We start from the raw sequence: 17,617 nt of genomic DNA, 5'->3' as shown, positions 1-17,617 counted from the left end.
TCAGATACTCCGCTCGGTCGCGGGGATTCCGCGGGCTTCTTTGAGAACATCGGGTGCACTCTCCAGGAAGGGGCGCGGGTTAACCGCACGATTGTTGATGCGCAGCTCGAAATGGAGGTGCGGGCCGGTGGAACGGCCGGTGCTGCCTAGCGCGCCGATCTGGTCGCCTGCTTCGACGACCTGTCCGCGTTGCGCATTGAACTTCGACATATGCGCGTAACGGGTGACGATGCCGTTGCCATGGCTGATTTCGACTACTTTGCCGTAGCCGCTTCTCCAGCCGGCAAATGTGACTGTGCCTTTGGCGGCTGCAACGATCGGCGTGCCGCGCGGTCCCTTGAAGTCCAGTCCGCGGTGCATGGCGGCGCGGCGAGTGAATGGATCACGGCGGTAGCCGAAGCCTGAAGAAATCTGCCCAATCTGAGCCGGCTGGACCTGCGGAATACCTTCAAGCCCACGCTCGAGCGCGGCCATCCGGGCGAGGCTCAGTCCCAGGCGTTCGAAGCGTGGGTCGACCGAGCCATCATGGCGGGTCGCAAGTTTCTCGAACGGACCACCCATGGCTTCCCGTTCCGCCGTCCGCATCATGGCATCAGGATCAAGGCCCAGTTTGCGAATGGCTTTAGCGGTACGGTCGGCGCGGCGGTCGGCGTAGCGGGTGAGCCGCTCGACAAATGCCAGCTGGCGCGCCTCAATCTGGGCAAGTGCGACGGCTTCGGGGATCGAAGAGCTGACCTTGTCGACCATCTCTGAGGCCTCACCGGTCGAATCGGTAACGGTTTCTCCCGCCTTGGCGTCTTCCGGCAATGCATCGACCATCGTTTCGATGAAGTCCTGCCGCTGCTCGAGGTCGCTTGCGACGGCGTCGAGATTGTCGCGATAGGCGGCAACGCGCTCTTCCGCTGTGGCGACGCTGGCTTCGCGGGCGAGCAGCGAATAGCGATCGGCTCCGGCGCGGTATTGTGTCCAGGCCATGCCAGCCATCGTCACTGCCCAAGCCAGGAGCGCAAAGGCAGTCAGCGCGGCAGCGCGCTTTTGCAATCTCGATGATATCTTGATGAAGCGCACTTGTCCTTGAGAGCGCATGATGAACTCGCGCTCAGGAAACCAGCCACGCACACGCGCTGCCAATCCGCTTTCAGATGCCTTTTTTAGCAATACGACCCCTTACCCGTCCCGTTGGTGTCGGTTCTATTTTTCCCGTACGTGAGCGCTAACAAGGCGATGGTTAAAGGTCGATTGTCAGAGAATGGTAAAGGGGACGAGTCGAAAGGCGCGCGCGACGAATTGAACGGAACCTGCGCAATTTTCTAACAACAGAGGGAACGAATCGCAGAATCGCTAGTTACGAACGTCGAATTTTCTCCCACTGACAGCTTGACGTCATGATGCTAGGCGGTTTTCCATGGCTGAAGCGGACCCCCATCTAGAAAGCAACTTTACGGAGCTTGTTGGCTCGCTCGCCGTTGCTGGCAGGCAAGCGCAGCGCGCACTGGCGAGGCTGAGCGATGTGGACAGGGCGCAGGCCCTCCTTGAGGCTGCGAAGGAGCTTCGAGCGCAATCGGAAACGATTCTTGCCGCGAACGCCGTGGACCTCGCGAATGGAAAGGAGCGTGGCTTGAGCGGCGCCATGCTGGACCGGCTCTTGCTTGATGGCGAACGGCTGGAAGGTGTGGCTGTCGCAATCGAAGCTGTAGCGGGCTTGCACGACCCGGTCGGTGACGTAATCGACACCGTTGAGCAGCCCAATGGCCTCGTGATGTCGCGCGTGCGCATTCCGATCGGCCTTATCGGGATTATCTACGAAAGTCGTCCCAATGTCACGGCGGATGCTGCAGCGCTGTGCGTGCGGGCAGGCAATGCGGTTCTCCTGCGGGGTGGAAGCGAAGCGGTGTATTCCAACCGCGCTATACACGCTGCTCTTGTTGCCGGGCTGTCGCGGGCGGGGGTCCCGGCTGAAGTCGTCCAGCTGATGCCGACCCAGGATCGCGAGGCCGTGGGTGCCATGTTATCTGCTGCAGGGCTGATCGACATGATCATTCCACGCGGAGGCCGCAGCCTGGTCGAGCGCGTGCAAAACGATGCGCGCGTGCCCGTCCTCGCGCACCTCGACGGGCTCTGCCACACCTACATCCATTCCGGTGCCGACCCCAAGAAGGCCCGCGAAATAGCGCTCAATGCGAAGATGCGGCGCACAGGGATCTGCGGCGCCATGGAAACCCTGCTAATCGATGCTGGCTTCGGGTCCTCTCCTGACGTCGTGACGGCATTGGCCCAGGCTGGTTGTGAATTACGCGGCGATGGACGTGCGCGTGCGCTCGATGCCCGCATCCAGCCCGCTTCGGCCGAAGACTGGACCACCGAGTATCTCGATACGATCCTGTCGGTAGCGATTGTTGACGGTATCGATGAGGCAATCAGCCATATCGAGCGGAATGGCTCGCATCACACCGATGCAATTGTGACCGAGGACGAAGATGCTGCCGCCCGATTCCTCGCAGAAGTCGATTCTGCCATCGTGATGCATAATGCGTCGACCCAGTTTGCCGACGGAGGGGAGTTTGGCCTCGGGGCGGAAATCGGCATTGCAACGGGGAGGCTGCACGCGCGAGGACCGGTCGCGCTTGAGGGGCTCACAACCTACAAATGGCAGGTGCGCGGCACCGGGCAGATCAGGCCTTGAGGCTGCGTTCTCTCCAAACTGGTTCCATTGACACAATCTTCTAACCGCATCGGCCTGCTAGGCGGGAGCTTCAACCCAGCACATGGCGGCCATCGCCGGATTTCGTTATTCGTGCTCGATGCGCTGGGACTCGATGAGGTCTGGTGGCTGGTTTCACCGGGCAATCCGCTAAAGCCCAAAGCGGGCATGGCACCGCTTGTGGCACGCATGAAGGCCGCGCAGGCAATGGCGCGCCGTGCCCCGATTCGCGTGACTGCCATCGAGCGCGAATTTGGCTCGCCTTATACCATCGACACCTTGCGCGCATTGCGACGGCGCTACCCCAAGCGCGAGTTCGTTTGGCTCATGGGATCGGACAATCTGTTGCAATTTCACCGCTGGAAAGACTGGCGTGGGATTGCGCGCACAATGCCGATTGCGGTGATCGCAAGGCCCGGATATGATGCGCATGCTGATGCAAGCCCCGCGTCGGCATGGTTCAGGCGCTATAACGTGTCTGCGGCCACATTCAGGAACCGGGGCGAATGGAGTGCGCCGAGCCTGGTGAATTTGCGTTTCGATCCCGATCCCCGATCGGCCACGGCAATCCGCCGCGCCGACCCCAATTGGGCAGACCGCTTCGCCGACGGCGCAGTACGTGACCAGCTGACACATCGATTGATCGGTTCTGCGGGGGCTCAGCCCGCGTGACAGTCGGTCCAATCCCGCCAGCACAATCATTTCCATATTTCAGGAGCATGCACCCCGCCTATGAATCAGGCGCAAACCCCCGCGGCATCTGCCGCATCGCAACCCACCCCGCTTGCCGGCGTGGATAACGCAAAGACCTCCGAGGCGCTGCACGCGCTGGTTCTCGGCCAGCTCGATGACGATCAGGCGCAGGAAGTCGTTTCGATCCCTCTTGAGGGCAAATCGAGTATTGCCGATCACATGGTTGTCGCTTCGGGCCGCTCAACGCGGCAGGTCGCCTCGATCGCGCAGAAACTGGCTGAGAAGATCAAGCAGGCCGGTTACGGTCCGGTCCGGCTCGAAGGCTTGCCTGCAGCAGACTGGGTCCTGATCGACGCCGGCGATGTCGTCGTCCACCTGTTCCGGCCGGAAGTGCGCAGCTTCTATAATCTGGAACGCATGTGGGCCTTCGGCGATGCGCCCCCTGTAGCCGGATCCGCCTGAAAGCAAGCCGGGCATAAGATGTCGACGCTTTCGGCGGGCACCGAAACCGTCTAGATGCGCCCGCATGCTGCTGCACGTCATCGCTCGCGGAAAGATCGGCCGTTCGCCCGAAGCCGAGCTGGTGGAGCGCTACGCAAAGCGCATGACTTGGCAAACAAAGCTCACCGAACTACCTGAGAAAGGCGGGAAGATCCCTGGTCCGCAGCCTCCACTCAGGACCGTCTTGCTTGATGAGCGCGGCCAGGCGCTTTCGAGCCAACAACTTGCCGACTACCTCGAACGCTGGCGCGATGGCGGCGTGCGCGAAACCCGCTTTATCCTCGGCGCTGCCGATGGACATTCGGACGCTGAACGATCCGAAGCCGACATGCTCCTTTCATTTGGAGCCGCCACCTGGCCCCACCTTCTGGCCCGCGCGATGTTGATGGAACAGCTTTACCGCGCAACCAGCATCCTTGCCGGCCATCCCTATCATCGGGCAGGGTAGGGCAATGCGCAGGCTCATAGGAATATCGGCATTCGGAGCACTTTTTGCATTAGGCGCTATCGCCCTTTTTCCGGTTGAGATCGAAGCGCAGGGCCCCTTGAGCTCCGCCAGTCCGGCCGATGCGCGCTCGGCACTGAACCGAGCCGAAGCCGACCTGCGTGCGGCCGACATGCGCGCTGAGACATTGGAAGAACAGGCCCGACTCGCGGAGGAAAGTGCCGAGAAGGCGCAGCGCGATGGAGCCGCTTTGGCGGCACGTATCCAGCAATCCGAAGCCGCGATCACGGCGACCGAAGCGCGCCTCGCGCTGATCCAGGACCAGCAGGCCGCTATCGACTTGGGGCTGGCGGAGAAGCGTGCCCCCTTGATGCAGCTGACGGCTGCCCTGCAGCGCCTTTCTCGCCGCCCCATGGCGCTTTCTGCTTTGCGCTCCGGCTCGCTCAAGGATGCAGTTTACCTTCGGGCCATGTTGGCGACGACCGTGCCGCAGGTGGAGGAGCGGACCCGTTCGCTTCGCACCGAACTCCAACAGAGCCGCGAGCTGGCAAGCGCGGCGCAATCGGCGCTTGGCGAACTCGAGCAAACCGAACGGCAGCTCGCAGAACGCAAGCGCCAAATGTCCGCGCTGGAAGCGAGCCAGCGAATGGCATCGCGCCAGGCGTCTGCGGCAGCGCGGCGCGAGAATGAGCGCGCCTTTGCCCTGGCGGAACAGGCGCGAGATCTTGACGCACTGGTCGGCGAAATCGACCGCGCCGGCGAACTTCGTCGCTCGCTTGCAGCATTGCCCGGACCGGTCTTGCGACCATCTCGTCCCGGTGCGTCGCGCGTTGCCGCGCCGAGCGCTCCGTCGCCCGGAACAAACGCTTCCCCCCCGAGCTACCGATTGCCCGTCACCGGGCGGACGCTGGCAGGCTTCGGCGAGCGAACCGACAACGGACCGCGCCGCACTGACCTGCTGCTCGCACCGCGCGCATCGGCCATCGTGGTCGCTCCCGCAGATGGGCGTATTGCCTTTGCCGGGCCGTATCGCGGCTATCGCCATATCGTCATCATCGAGCATTCCAATGGCTGGACCAGCCTCGTGACCGGAATGGCGCGCGCCGATGCGCGGGTAGGTGCAAAAGTGGTCGGAGGGGCGCCGATAGGCGTGGCCCCGGCTCGAAACCCGCGCGTTACGCTCGAGCTGCGACGCGCCGGTACGCCGGTCAATCCTTTATCGCTCGTCGGTTAAGTTCGGCACTTGGCCGAAATTCCCGTTTCGACACGGGCATTCTGCGCAATCTGGCGTTCATTGACAAGGCGCGATAGGATGGGCGTGAATCAAGGGTTCCGGGCAAGCAGGAAAGAACCGATGGCTATTGCAAATTTCCTTCGAGCGGCGGCGCTGGTCAGTGCTGTGGCCGTCATCCCGGCAACGACTGCCGGATATGCCGCAGTGGATGCGAAGGCTGGACCCGAATTCTCGCGCTTCCTGGCCGTCTACGAGCTGGTTAAGGACAATTACGTCGAGAAGGTCGATGACGAGGTGCTGATTCGCGGTGCGATCAACGGCATGCTCGGCGCGCTAGACCCGCACTCGAGCTATGCGGTCGGCAGCGATTTCCAGCGCCTGCAGAGTGTGATTGATGGCAATTATTCTGGCCTCGGCCTTTCCGTTGTCATGGACGACGGCGCGGTGAGAGTTATTTCGCCGTTCCGGGGAAGTCCTGCGGAAGATGCGGGAATCAAGGCCGGAGACTACATCACGCATATCGATGGGAAGCTGCTCTATGGCGGCGATATCGACGATGCGGTTGCGCAAATGCGTGGGCCGGCTGGTACGGCAATCAATCTGACGATTTTTCGTTCGGGCCGCGACGAGCCGCTGGAACTGCGGGTCACGCGAGGCGTCATCGAGCTCGAGCCGGTCACTCACAAGCTGCACGACGGCAATATCGGGGTTATCTCGGTCAACGAGTTCTCGCGCGATGTCGGTAGCGATGTGTTCTCCGCCTGGGAATCGTTGCGCAAGGAAGCGAGCGGGCGGCTGGATGGCCTCGTGCTCGACCTACGTTCGAATCCGGGCGGCCAAGTCGAAGAAGCGGTCGCCTTGTCCGACCTGTTCCTCGACAAGGGCCGGATTTTATCGGAGCGCGGTCGTGCCCGGGGCAGTACCTACGTTTGGAACGCTGAGACGGTGTATCGCGGCGATATCGCAGCGCAGGTTCCGATGATTGTCTTAATCGATGTCGGCAGTGCTTCGGCCTCTGAAATTGTTGCCGGTGCGCTGCAGGATCATCGCCGTGCAGTGATCATGGGCCAGCGCAGCTTCGGCAAGGGAAGCGTGCAATCGATCTACCCACTCGGCCGCGGTGCAGCCGTCAAGCTGACGACGGCGCGTTATTTCACACCTTCGGGCCATTCATTGCAGGAGGGCGGGATCAAGCCCGATATCGCCGTGCCGCAATTGTCCGATCCGGATCTTGCCCTGCGCGCCAAGTACGAACTCCGCGAATCCGACTTGCGCGGGCATCTGGTCAATGAGGCTGCAATCGACGACGAAGCGATGGAGAAGGACAAGCGCGACGATCCGCGCTTTCAGCTTACCGCCGAACAGCTTGAGGAGCAGGGGATCGACGATTTCCAGCTGCACTACGCGCTTGATACGCTTCGCCGCACATCGCCCAATGCACTCGCTTTACGCGATTGATTGATGGCGCCTGATAATTCGACGAGGCTGGCGCGCCAGGTCGCGCTTGCCGTACCCGCCCTGCTCTTGGGAGGGGCGCTGATCTCCCAATACGGATTCGGCCTCTATCCCTGCGAAATGTGCATGTGGCAGCGCTATCCGCATTATGCCGCGATTGGCCTGGCATTACTCGCAAGTTTCATTGAACCGAAGCGCGTCTGGACCGCGCTCGCCGCACTCGCAATCCTGGTTTCGGGCGCGATCGGTGCATTTCATGCAGGCGTTGAGCAGGGTTGGTGGGAAGGCCTGACCGGTTGCGCGACTGTTGTTTCTGCAACCGAGGGCAATGCGCTGGAAGCAATCCTCAATGCACCAATTGTTCGCTGCGACGAGATTCCCTGGAGTTTCCTTGGACTGTCGCTGGCGGCGTGGAATTTCGTGATCTCCACCCTGGCGGGCTTGGCAATTCTCGCCCTTCTGGCAAAAGGGCGTCCATGACCGCTAAATTGCAAGCAAAACGCACCTCACGCGAACGCATGATCCGGGTCGACCAGGCCGGTGAGTTCGGGGCGACGCGCATATACGAGGGCCAACTTGCCGTGATGGGCACGCGCGGGCCGCATTCGGGCGAAATCGCCGAAATGGCGCGTCAGGAAGAGGGCCACCGTGAGCGTTTCGATGCGCTGATGGCCGAACGCGGCGTGCGCCCCACTATCCTCCAGCCTTTCTGGTCGGTGGCCGGGTATGCGCTTGGAGCGGGCACGGCATTGCTCGGGCCAGAGGCAGCAATGGCTTGTACCGCGGCGGTCGAGGAAGAGATCGACCGGCATTATTCGGAGCAACTCGACGAGCTCGAGAGTGCCGGCGATGATCCGGAGCTCGCCGGGATGATTGCCGAGTTTCGCGAAGACGAGCGCGAACACCGCGATGCTGCGATTGCCGCAGGGGCAGAAAAGGCCCCGGCCTATCCGCTGCTCTCCGGAGCGATAAGACTGGGTTGCCGCGCGGCGATCAAACTGGCCGAACGTATCTAGACCGGCTGCGATGTTTTCCTGCTTCACATGGTATTCAGTCGGTAAAGTGCCTAGATAGGTCGCAACAATCGCATCAAGAGGTTCGAACCATGATCCGCCATTTCTCCGTCCTTGCCTTGGCATCTGTGGCTACCATGGGCGCTGCGCCCTTAGCGGCCCAAGATGAGGCGGGTGACCGGGTCAATATGGTCATCATCTATGGCGATGACGAATGCCCGCCCTCGACCGAAGGCGAGATCACTGTCTGTGCGCGCAAGGCCGAAAGCGAACGCTATCGCATCCCCGAGCGGCTGCGTACGAGCTCGTCGCCGCTCAACCAGTCATGGACCGAGCGGGTCGAGCGATACGAGACGGCCGGCGATTTTGGAGTGATGTCGTGCTCCCCAACAGGCGCAGGCGGCGAAGCGGGCTGCACCCAGAAAATGATCGATGCCGCGTACCGAGCCCGCGAAGAGGGTTCCGATGTGCGCTTTGGCCAGCTGATCGAAGAGGCGCGGCAGGAACGCCTCTCGACGATCGATCAGGAAGCGGCAGACGAGCAGGCGCGCGTCGAACAACTCGAGAAGGCCTACATGGAAAGGCTCGAACGCGAACGGGCAGGCCCAGTGCCAGGTGAGGCAGTCGATCCAAGCCCTCCGCCTCCTGGTATCGACGATCCCGCCAGAATGCCGCCGGCAGAGCCGTCGAAGGACACAGCTTTCGATGATGGCGACGAGGAGCCGCTGCCCATCGATTCGCAGGCTCCGGCCAGTATCGGGACCGAGTAGGCAGCCTGTGCCGTCTGGCACAATCTTCATTACAAGACTGTAATTCCAGCATTTCTCGCTGGCTCGGGAGCCGAGCGCAGGGCACACGGGATGCATGCGGGCGCGCCTCAAGGTACTGACGGTTTTCGGCACACGGCCTGAAGCCATCAAGCTTTTCCCGCTGCTGCACAGGCTCGAACGTGATCCGCGCTTCGTTTCCCGCGTCTGCGTAAGCGGACAGCATCGCGGCATGCTTAAGCAGGTGTTGGAACTGATGGACATTGCTCCCGATCATGACCTGCGCCTGATGCGCGAGGGCGAGTACCTGAACATATTCACCTCTCGCTTTCTTGCTGCGATTGATCCGATTTTGCAGGCGGAGTCCCCCGATCTTGTTCTGGTGCAGGGTGATACGGGCACGGCATTCGGCGCCGCGATGGCTGCGCATTATCGCAGGATACCGGTCGCGCATGTGGAAGCCGGGTTGCGTAGCGGCAACCTCGATCAGCCATGGCCGGAGGAATTCAACCGCAAGGCGATTGCAGCACTCGCGCATTATCACTTTGCCCCGACGGCCAGAGCGCGCGAAGACCTGTTGGCGGAAAACGTCCCTGCCGAGCGGATACGGGTCACGGGGAATACGGTAATCGATGCCCTCTACTGGATGCGCGATCGTCTGCGGTGCGAACCGCAGTTGGCGGGTACAGCCGGGGAGCTGGAAAAGCTGGCCGCAGGCAGGCGGATCATCGGGGTCACTTGTCATCGCCGCGAGAATCTGGAGGGCGGGATCGCGCGGATTGCCGCTGCGCTGCAGGCCATCGCTGCACGCAAGGATGTGCTGATTGCCTTTCCGCTCCACCCCAATCCGCAAGTGTCCGGCCCCATGCGCGCGGCTCTGGAAGAGAGGGCACGCATCCATCTCATGGAGCCGCTTGGCTATCCGGACTTCATTCGCCTGATGGATGTAAGCCACTTCATGCTGAGCGACAGCGGCGGAGTTCAAGAAGAAGCGCCTGCGCTTGGTACACCGGTGCTGGTCATGCGTAAAGCGACCGAAAGGCCAGAGGGGATCGCTGCGGGAACCGCGCGGCTGGTCGGGACCGATCCCGCGCGGATTGTCACCGAAGCTTCGCGTCTACTAGACGATACCGGGGCGCATCGCAGCATGGCAAATGCGCATAACCCGTATGGTGATGGTAGGGCGGCGGAGCGGATTGTGCAGGTGCTGGCGAGGGACCGGATCAGCCATTCGATCCGTCAGATATCGTGATAGGCGCGATACCATTCGACGAAATTCGGAAAACCGACTTCTACCGGCGTCGTGGGCTCGTATCCAAGGTCGTTCCTGATCGCATCAATATCGGCGTAAGTCTGGGTCACATCCCCGGGCTGCATAGGTAGCAGCTCGATCTCGGCCTTTCGTCCGCAGGCCTGCTCGATAATGCCGACGACTTTCATGAGTTCCTCGGCGCGGTTGTTGCCGATATTGTAGAGCGCATGGGGCGCGTGGCTGCCGCCCGGTTTCTTTTCGCCATTGTCCTGCGGTGAACTGTCTAGGCAGGCGGTCACTCCAGCGACAATATCGTCGATGAAAGTGAAGTCGCGGCGCATCTTGCCGTGGTTAAACACCTGGATCGGTTCGCCGGCAAGAATCTTGCTCGTGAAGATCCAAGGCATCATGTCGGGCCTGCCCCAGGGGCCATACACGGTGAAGAACCTCAATCCCGTCATAGGGATGCGGTAGAGGTGCGCGTAGGATTCGCTCATCAGTTCGTCGGCTCTCTTGGTCGCTGCGTAGAGCGAAACCGGGTGGTCGGAGCGATCATCGACCGAGAAGGGTAGCTTCTCGTTTCCGCCGTAGACGGAGGAGGAGCTGGCGTAGACCAGGTGCTCGATTTCAAGCTGGCGCGCGAGCTCTAGGATATTAAGGTGACCCAGCAGATTGGCGCGCGCATAAGCGTGGGGGTTCTCAATGCTGTAGCGTACACCCGGCTGTGCGCCGAGATGGACGATGCGGGCGATCTTATGACCGGAAATAGTCTGGGCGAGAGCCTCGGGATCGGCAAAATCGCATTGAACAAGCTGAAACGTGCCCTGCCGGGCCGATACTTCGATGTCACGCACGCGCGCGTGTTTCAGCGCAACATCATAGTACGGCTCGAAATTATCGATGCCGACGACTGCGTCCCCGCGTGCAAGGAGTGCTCGCGCTACTGCAGAGCCGATGAAGCCTGCCGCGCCGGTGATGAGTGTGGTCAAAACGTGCTTCCGATTTGTGAGAGAGTCGGGATTTCTAGCAAGGCCCCATTCTCCGTTCCAGTCAACTTCACTCAATTGTAGACTTGAATTGATGCGGCCATGTGCAATAGGGAATGTGGTCAGACGTGCGGTGGTTCGCGAATGAAGAAACTTGTTTCGAAAGTTCTAAATTGGAAAATCGCACCAAGGTTGGGCCGCTAGGCAAAACTGAATCAGATTTGTCCAGGAAACTTGCGCCAAGGTTTTCTGCCATCTTACTCAATTTGCTTGCACTCGATCGCTCTCGTAAGCGTTTAATCGTTTTCGTTCTCGACACGGCAATGTGTTTTCTCGCCACAATCCTCGCATTTTCCCTCCGCGTAGGCGCTCTTGCTTTTCCACTCGAGCCACCACTTCTATTTTTCGCAGCTGCATTCGTGTGTTTCACAGCGGTTTTCGGAATACTCGGTGTTTATAAGAACATATTTCGCTACTCCGGTGGCGGAACCGTCATGCATCTGGGATGGGCCTTCATTGTCTATAGCCTCCCATTGATTGCAGTATTCTTGCTCTGGGGTGTGAAGGACATTCCCCGAACAATAGCGATTCTTCAACCAATGATATTTTTTGGCATGGTCGCGTTCGGGCGCATAGCAGTGCGATACCTGTTCATAGACGTTCTGGGAGCCGAGGGGCGAATCGGAACGACGCGAAGAGTACTTGTTTATGGCGCAGGGGCGGCGGGCCAACAGCTTGCCTTATCTTCTCGTCACGACTCAAGGTTGAACATCGTTGGCTTCCTTGATGACGACCCTCGGCTTGATGGGCAAAAGCTCGATGGCCTGCCAATTTATGACAGCGCCCGGTTAGGAGCACTATTGGAAACCACGGTCATCGACACCATCCTCTTAGCAATGCCGCAAGCCTCGCGAGCACGCCGCGCTGAGATCGTCAACGAGTTGCGCAATCATCTTGTCGAAGTCCAAACGCTTCCCGAGCTTCATGAACTTGTCGATGGTCAGGTAAGCCTTCGCGATTTGCGCGAAGTGAGGGTCGAGGATCTGCTGGGCAGGGATCCTGTGAAGCCGAACGAGCTGCTATTGGCAAAGGCTGTCGTAGGCAAGACCGTTATGGTCACGGGCGCAGGAGGGTCGATTGGTAGTGAGCTCAGCCGGCAAATTATTGCCATGCGTCCCACGCAGCTAATTCTGGTCGAGATGACCGAGCACGCTTTATACGAGATCGAAACCGAGCTGCGTGAGAATTCGGATGCCAGCGAAGCAATCGAAGTAATAGCGGAGCTTGAAACGCTAATCGACGAGAAAGCAGTCGAGAGGATGGTGGGTCTGCATAGACCTCACACTATCTTCCATGCAGCAGCTTACAAACACGTTCCCTTGGTCGAATCGAATGCAATCTCGGGAATGAAAAACAACATCTTGTCGACTAGACACTTGGTCACGGCGGCTCGGAAGTTTGGTACGGAAAGATTCATACTGATCAGCACGGACAAGGCTGTCCGACCAACGAATATAATGGGTGCGTCAAAAAGGGTCTGTGAATTGGTGCTTCAAGCGATGGCAGCCGAGGAAGGGCCGACTTGTTTCGCAATGGTCCGTTTTGGCAACGTCCTAGGGTCTAGTGGCTCAGTTGTACCGCGTTTTCAGGCCCAGATAAGTGACGGAGGACCCGTAACAGTCACGCATAAGAACGTTACACGCTACTTCATGACTATTCCTGAGGCTGCCCAATTGGTGATTCAGGCGGGTGGTATGGCCGAGGGTGGCGAGGTCTACCTGCTTGATATGGGGGAACCAGTCCTGATCGCCGATTTGGCGCGCACGATGATCAATCTATCTGGCTTGCAGGTTAGAGATGAGAACAATCCAGAAGGTGACATTGAAATAAGGGAAGTTGGCTTGCGTTCAGGCGAGAAGCTCTTTGAAGAGCTGCTCATTGATGCCGACGCACAAAAGACAAAGCATCCGCGAATAATGCGGGCTCATGAAACCTATTACCCGCGCAATGTGCTGGATGAAAAACTTGATAGACTGCTGGGATTTTGTGCTGCGGGCTCACGGGACGATGCAGTCGGGGTGTTGCGCCAACTTGTTCCCGAGTATAGCGCTGAGGCGAACTTGGCGGCTTCGGAGAAACGAGAAGGCGCGACCACCCGTTAATTTGCGGACTCACTGATGTCGTTCTCTCTAAAAAACCCGAAGCGCAGATTCTGGGCGATTGCACAAGAGCCTCGAGCGCGCTTCTGGATCTTGGCAGTATTTCTCTTTGGCGTTGCATTACTGGGCGGCAGCTCGAGGGCCGACAGCCTAGCGACCCTTATCATAAGACCACTATCCTTTATTGTGATAGCGTATGCGGTCTTGATCATTGGCCGTGATCAGCTGTCCAGCATTCGAATTCCCCTCGCGCTTCTCTTCGGATTGTCCGGCCTAGCTGCGCTGCAGCTGTTGCCACTTCCTCCCAGCATATGGTCTGAGCTACCCGGCCGCGCCGAGATACTGGAGATGTACCATGTCGCCGAAATGACACCCCCATGGCTCCCATTGGCGCTCTCGCCCTCACGTGCGACCAATGCGTTGATGAGCATGAGTATTCCGCTTGCAGGCCTTCTGCTTTTTGCAGTCCAAGACCATGAATCTCGGAAGCGGGGCTGGTCTTTGGTCTGGGTCCTTGTGTTGATCAGCGTCATAGTGGGGATGGCGCAACTGGCTGGATCGGGCGGACGCGGACTATATTTTCACCGGATTACAAACCCAGGCCTGCCGGTGGGGCTGTTTGCCAACCGCAATCACCAAGCGCTTTTCGTTTGTATCGGGATTCTCTTGGCTGCCGCAAAGTTTGCCACCGACAGTCGTGGACGACGCAGTTTTGCATTTGTTGCCACCCTGTCATTGGGCTCACTTCTGGTTTTTGTTCCTTTCTTGCTGACCATTGGTTCACGCGCAGGCCTTATCATAGGCAGCACACTCCTTTTGCCTTCATTTGCCTTGGTCTATTTTGCAGTGCAGCAGCGCTCAAAATCGGGAAGGAAGAGTTTCTCTCCTCAGATGCAAAAAATTGGCTTCGGACTGCTGGTATCAACTGCTGTAGCCATTATCGTAGCGGCCATTGCATTTTCTCGCTCGCTGTCTTTCGATCGCTTGGTCGAGAAAGGCGGTGGGGACGCAATTCGCAGCGAAACACTTCCAATAGTCGCACAAATGACGATTGATAGTCTGCCATTCGGTATCGGATTTGGAGCTTTCGATCTGGCGTATCGCCGGGTTGAACCTCTCGAGTTGCTGATGCCAAGCTATCTCAATCAAGCGCATAACGACTGGCTACAGTTCATTCTGGAGGGCGGCGCGCTCGCCGGCGTTCTACTATCGCTTTTCATTGTTTGGGCTATGGCTGCCTCCTTCCAGGTAGTTTCCAGTTCGCGAAAGTCGTTGCGGCCATACGGGCTGGCGTCGGCTGGGACACTGGCAGCCTTCGCGGTCGCAAGTTCGGTCGATTACCCTTTGAGGGTTCCGACACTGTCACTGCTGTTTGCCTTCGCTTGCGTTCAGCTTGCTTTCGACTCGCGCTCGAATGCCATTGCGGTGCGTGATGGGGAAGGCTAGTGCGCCATTCGGACGGGTTGAAAGCATGAACATCAAAATTTTCTCGATCACCATCTTGGCGGTGTTCATCGCGCTGTCTGGTTGCGCAACCGGTCCAGTCGGCAATGACCCATCCATTGAGGTGATAGACAGTCAGACTCTTCCGCCTCCGACCAGGAATGATTTGTTCGCCGCCAGCCGGCCCTACCTAATTGGCCCCTTTGACAAGCTCAAGATTGATGTGTTTGGCGTTGAGGATCTCCAGAAAGAGGTTCAGATCGATGCTAGTGGACGGCTTTCTTTCCCACTCATTGGTGAAGTGGAAGCATCAGGTAGCACCCCGAGCGAACTTGCCAACCTTATCAAGGAGCGGTTGTCGGGGCGGTTTGTTCGTGATCCGCAGGTGACGGTAAACCTCACGGAAACCGTGAGCCAAGTCATCACTGTTGACGGCTCTGTTGACGAACCGGGATTATATCCCGTTGTTGGGAAAATGACACTCATGAGGGCTGTCGCGACAGCAGGAGGACTGACCGAATTTGCGGGAATGGAAAACGTCGTCGTATTTCGAACCGTCAATGGTCAAGACTATGCTGCGTTATTCAATTTGAAGGCAATAAGAAGGGGTAACTACTCTGATCCCGAGATTTACGCCAACGACGTCATTGTCGTTAGCGAATCTAGGGCGAGGCGAATCTTCCGCGACCTTTTGCAAGCGGCTCCTTTGTTGACCACGCCCATCATCGTGTTGGCAAGGAATTGATGGTGAATAGTTTGAACGACGATTTCCTTGAAGAACGTCGAGGCTCGGGCGGTATGCAATACCCTGACGGATCGCAGAGTTCGCCGTTCGCGGCGATGGTCGAACGATATTGGATCGGATTCCGGAAAAATATAATATTCGTCGGGGCGATCATCGCGACTTGTTTGGTCGGCGCCTTGATCCTGACATTGCTGGCAACGCCGCAGTACACCGCAAGCTCGCTGATCGAGATCAATCGTGATGAAGCCAACGTCACGAACGTCCAAGGCCTAGAGTCCGATGATAGCAACAAGGATCTTGAGTTCTACCAAACGCAGTACTCCCTTTTAGAAGCAAGGTCGATTGCGGAAAGGGTTGCAAGGCTGCTTGGTGCGGTATCGGATGATCGGCTCTTCTCGGCCTTCGACGTTGATCCTGAGCTTGCGCTGACTAACCAGTCGGTTGATGGCGGCAAGCCTCCCGCTGTGGCGCGCATGGACTTGGCGGTTGGCATCTTGCAAGAGAACATCTCGATTGAGCCTGTGCGAGGCTCTCGCTTGGTAAATGTCAATTTCACGAGCCCATCGGCAGACCTCTCTGCAGAGGTCGCCAACCTCTGGGTTCAGCAGTTCCAGGAAGCAACGGTTGAGCGCCGGTTCGAATCGACAGACGACGCGCGTGAATTTCTCGAAGGCAGGCTGGCCGAGCTAAGGCAGCGCCTCGAAGATTCGCAGCGCCAGTTGGTCTCCTATGCGGCACAGAAGGAAATTATTCCTCTTTCGGACAGCAGGGATGTTGAGGGTAATACGAACACGGCTGAAACCTTGCGTCTCAGTAACTTGAAGGCGCTCAATACTGCGCTTTCTGAAGCAACGCAGGCGAGAATCGTTGCTGAAAGTCGGATGCAGCAAGCGGCCAGCCGAAACGATGCCTCTTTAAGCAGCCCAGCTCTCGACGGGATCCGTGAGCGTCGTGCCGAGGTTGCAGCGGAGATTGCGCAGATGCGCGCGATTTTCGAGCCGGAATATCCGCAAGTTCAGGCGCTACAATCGCAATTGCGCGCATTGGATCAGAGCATACTTGAAGAAGAGTCCCGCTTGCGCAATGCCTATCGCGGCTCATTCACCGCGGCGCTGGGTCGCGAAAGAGAACTGCAAGGTCGTGTGAGCGCGATGAAGGAGGACACTCTCAAGGAGCGCCGCGATTCAATACAGTTCGCAATCTTTCAGCGCGAAGTCGATACGAACAGGGAACTCTATGAGGCGCTACTTCAGCGTTACAAGGAAATTGGCGTTGCCGGCGTTGCGGCCAACAACATTATTGTAGTTGACCCTGCCAAGGTTCCAGAGAATCCATCCAGTCCTTCCTTGCCGTTGAACCTCGTGTTGGGGCTGCTTTCTGGCCTGGTACTGGCCGGAGGATTTGTATTCGTACGGGAGGAACTCGATCAGAGCCTTAAGGACCCCGCACAAGTTTCTGAGGCTCTCGACCTGCCTCTTCTTGGTGCAATTCCTCAAGAAGAAGATGAGGACGTACTGGAACAGCTATCCGATCCGAAGACCCAGGTTTCTGAAGCTTACCTGTCGGCTGCCAATAATCTGGCTTTCGCTACCCCTCACGGCCTTCCGCGATCCTTTGCGCTGGCAAGTACTCGCCCCAATGAAGGAAAAAGCACTTCAGCCTATGCCTTGGCCATTTCCTTCAGCCGGATGGGGAAGCGCACTATTCTTGTCGATAGCGACCTGAGGAACGCCTCGCAGCACAGGTTCTTCGGTATCGAAAACATCAAAGGCTTGTCGAATTTGCTTGTCGGAGAAGAGCAGGGCCGCATCTCAGATTTTGCTTTACGAACCGAGTTTCCCAATCTTGATCTGATGCCCGCTGGAGCTCTACCTCCGAATCCAGGTACGCTGCTGAGCAGCGGAGCTTTGGGAGAATTGGTCAAGAAACTTAACGAAATATACGATGTGGTAGTCGTCGACGGCCCACCATTGCTTGGCCTCGCGGACGGCCCATTGCTCGCTCGCTCGGTCGAAGGTGTGGTCTACAATATTGAGGCGAATGGATTGAGAATTCGTGCGATTAGCGCAGGTCTGCGTCGCCTGCGTTTCGTGGATGCGAACATCTTTGGCGCGATCGTAACGAAGTTGACGAGCCACAACGCGGCCTATGGCTATGGTGATACCTATGGCTACGGATACAAATATGGCGGACAATAGTGCCGAGCCATTGAACCCATTCACA

General features: G+C 58.5%; 16 protein-coding genes. 14 read left to right on the top strand and 2 right to left on the bottom strand.

Annotation, left to right across the window (positions count from 1 at the left end; all coding sequences use genetic code 11):
• Positions 1-1,086, bottom strand: a complete 1,086-nt coding sequence (locus ACEWMW_RS04365; protein ID WP_409413604.1) for a M23 family metallopeptidase — start codon at positions 1,084-1,086, stop codon at positions 1-3.
• 319 nt (positions 1,087-1,405) lie between these two features.
• On the opposite strand from ACEWMW_RS04365, the gene ACEWMW_RS04360 reads away from it, so the two are divergent.
• From ACEWMW_RS04360 to wecB, 10 genes are all read left to right on the top strand, one after another.
• The gene (locus ACEWMW_RS04360) at positions 1,406-2,683 is read left to right on the top strand and encodes a glutamate-5-semialdehyde dehydrogenase (RefSeq protein ID WP_409412668.1); all 1,278 of its coding nucleotides are present in this window, start codon (positions 1,406-1,408) and stop codon (positions 2,681-2,683) included.
• A 27-nt stretch (positions 2,684-2,710) separates the two neighbouring features.
• Positions 2,711-3,373 (top strand): nicotinate-nucleotide adenylyltransferase, encoded by a 663-nt coding sequence (locus ACEWMW_RS04355; RefSeq protein WP_409412667.1) that lies wholly within the window; start codon positions 2,711-2,713, stop codon positions 3,371-3,373.
• 60 nt (positions 3,374-3,433) lie between these two features.
• Positions 3,434-3,856: a ribosome silencing factor gene (gene rsfS, locus ACEWMW_RS04350; RefSeq protein WP_409412666.1), complete on the top strand. Its 423-nt coding sequence runs from the start codon at positions 3,434-3,436 to the stop codon at positions 3,854-3,856.
• A gap of 64 nt (positions 3,857-3,920) precedes the next feature.
• Positions 3,921-4,343 (top strand): 23S rRNA (pseudouridine(1915)-N(3))-methyltransferase RlmH, encoded by a 423-nt coding sequence (locus ACEWMW_RS04345; protein ID WP_409412665.1) that lies wholly within the window; start codon positions 3,921-3,923, stop codon positions 4,341-4,343.
• A 97-nt stretch (positions 4,344-4,440) separates the two neighbouring features.
• Positions 4,441-5,574, top strand: a complete 1,134-nt coding sequence (locus tag ACEWMW_RS04340) for a murein hydrolase activator EnvC family protein (RefSeq protein ID WP_409412664.1) — start codon at positions 4,441-4,443, stop codon at positions 5,572-5,574.
• Positions 5,575-5,694: 120 nt separating this feature from the next.
• Positions 5,695-7,032, top strand: coding sequence for a S41 family peptidase (locus ACEWMW_RS04335; protein ID WP_409412663.1), 1,338 nt, complete (start codon positions 5,695-5,697; stop codon positions 7,030-7,032).
• A 3-nt stretch (positions 7,033-7,035) separates the two neighbouring features.
• Positions 7,036-7,509 (top strand): disulfide bond formation protein B, encoded by a 474-nt coding sequence (locus ACEWMW_RS04330; RefSeq protein ID WP_409412662.1) that lies wholly within the window; start codon positions 7,036-7,038, stop codon positions 7,507-7,509.
• Positions 7,506-8,045: a demethoxyubiquinone hydroxylase family protein gene (locus ACEWMW_RS04325; RefSeq protein ID WP_409412661.1), complete on the top strand. Its 540-nt coding sequence runs from the start codon at positions 7,506-7,508 to the stop codon at positions 8,043-8,045. Before ACEWMW_RS04330 ends, ACEWMW_RS04325 begins: the two co-directional genes overlap by 4 nt.
• An 89-nt stretch (positions 8,046-8,134) precedes the next feature.
• A complete protein-coding gene (locus ACEWMW_RS04320; protein WP_409412660.1) occupies positions 8,135-8,812 on the top strand; it encodes a hypothetical protein in 678 nt (225 codons plus the stop codon).
• 94 nt (positions 8,813-8,906) lie between these two features.
• Complete coding sequence (wecB, locus tag ACEWMW_RS04315) at positions 8,907-10,061, top strand: non-hydrolyzing UDP-N-acetylglucosamine 2-epimerase (protein ID WP_409412659.1); 1,155 nt, start codon at positions 8,907-8,909, stop codon at positions 10,059-10,061.
• Here the strand turns inward: wecB and ACEWMW_RS04310 are convergent.
• The gene (locus ACEWMW_RS04310; protein ID WP_409412658.1) at positions 10,049-11,050 is read right to left on the bottom strand and encodes a GDP-mannose 4,6-dehydratase; all 1,002 of its coding nucleotides are present in this window, start codon (positions 11,048-11,050) and stop codon (positions 10,049-10,051) included. The genes wecB and ACEWMW_RS04310 overlap by 13 nt on opposite strands.
• A 170-nt stretch (positions 11,051-11,220) precedes the next feature.
• On the opposite strand from ACEWMW_RS04310, the gene ACEWMW_RS04305 reads away from it, so the two are divergent.
• From ACEWMW_RS04305 to ACEWMW_RS04290, 4 genes are read left to right on the top strand one after another with little or no spacing between them, the layout of a single operon-like run.
• A complete protein-coding gene (locus ACEWMW_RS04305; RefSeq protein WP_409412657.1) occupies positions 11,221-13,209 on the top strand; it encodes a polysaccharide biosynthesis protein in 1,989 nt (662 codons plus the stop codon).
• 15 nt (positions 13,210-13,224) lie between these two features.
• On the top strand, positions 13,225-14,652 hold the full coding sequence (locus ACEWMW_RS04300; protein WP_409412656.1) for an O-antigen ligase family protein: 1,428 nt from the start codon (positions 13,225-13,227) through the stop codon (positions 14,650-14,652).
• A 25-nt stretch (positions 14,653-14,677) separates the two neighbouring features.
• A complete protein-coding gene (locus ACEWMW_RS04295; protein WP_409412655.1) occupies positions 14,678-15,394 on the top strand; it encodes a polysaccharide biosynthesis/export family protein in 717 nt (238 codons plus the stop codon).
• Complete coding sequence (locus ACEWMW_RS04290; RefSeq protein ID WP_409412654.1) at positions 15,394-17,592, top strand: GumC family protein; 2,199 nt, start codon at positions 15,394-15,396, stop codon at positions 17,590-17,592. Before ACEWMW_RS04295 ends, ACEWMW_RS04290 begins: the two co-directional genes overlap by 1 nt.
• The last annotated feature ends 25 nt before the right edge of the window (positions 17,593-17,617 follow it).

Source organism: Litorerythrobacter xanthomarinus (assembly GCF_046254955.1).
GTDB lineage: Bacteria > Pseudomonadota > Alphaproteobacteria > Sphingomonadales > Sphingomonadaceae > Qipengyuania_C.
The sequence above is the reverse complement of the archived record's forward strand: the minus strand, read 5'-3'. Positions and strand labels throughout refer to the sequence as shown.

Coding starts and splice junctions, on each gene's coding strand:
- ACEWMW_RS04365 (WP_409413604.1), bottom strand. CDS start 1,086: ATGCGCTCTCAAGGACAAGTGCGCTTCATCAAGATATCATCGAGATTG.
- ACEWMW_RS04360 (WP_409412668.1), top strand. CDS start 1,406: ATGGCTGAAGCGGACCCCCATCTAGAAAGCAACTTTACGGAGCTTGTT.
- rsfS (WP_409412666.1), top strand. CDS start 3,434: ATGAATCAGGCGCAAACCCCCGCGGCATCTGCCGCATCGCAACCCACC.
- ACEWMW_RS04345 (WP_409412665.1), top strand. CDS start 3,921: ATGCTGCTGCACGTCATCGCTCGCGGAAAGATCGGCCGTTCGCCCGAA.
- ACEWMW_RS04335 (WP_409412663.1), top strand. CDS start 5,695: ATGGCTATTGCAAATTTCCTTCGAGCGGCGGCGCTGGTCAGTGCTGTG.
- ACEWMW_RS04330 (WP_409412662.1), top strand. CDS start 7,036: ATGGCGCCTGATAATTCGACGAGGCTGGCGCGCCAGGTCGCGCTTGCC.
- ACEWMW_RS04325 (WP_409412661.1), top strand. CDS start 7,506: ATGACCGCTAAATTGCAAGCAAAACGCACCTCACGCGAACGCATGATC.
- ACEWMW_RS04320 (WP_409412660.1), top strand. CDS start 8,135: ATGATCCGCCATTTCTCCGTCCTTGCCTTGGCATCTGTGGCTACCATG.
- wecB (WP_409412659.1), top strand. CDS start 8,907: ATGCGGGCGCGCCTCAAGGTACTGACGGTTTTCGGCACACGGCCTGAA.
- ACEWMW_RS04300 (WP_409412656.1), top strand. CDS start 13,225: ATGTCGTTCTCTCTAAAAAACCCGAAGCGCAGATTCTGGGCGATTGCA.
- ACEWMW_RS04295 (WP_409412655.1), top strand. CDS start 14,678: ATGAACATCAAAATTTTCTCGATCACCATCTTGGCGGTGTTCATCGCG.
- ACEWMW_RS04290 (WP_409412654.1), top strand. CDS start 15,394: ATGGTGAATAGTTTGAACGACGATTTCCTTGAAGAACGTCGAGGCTCG.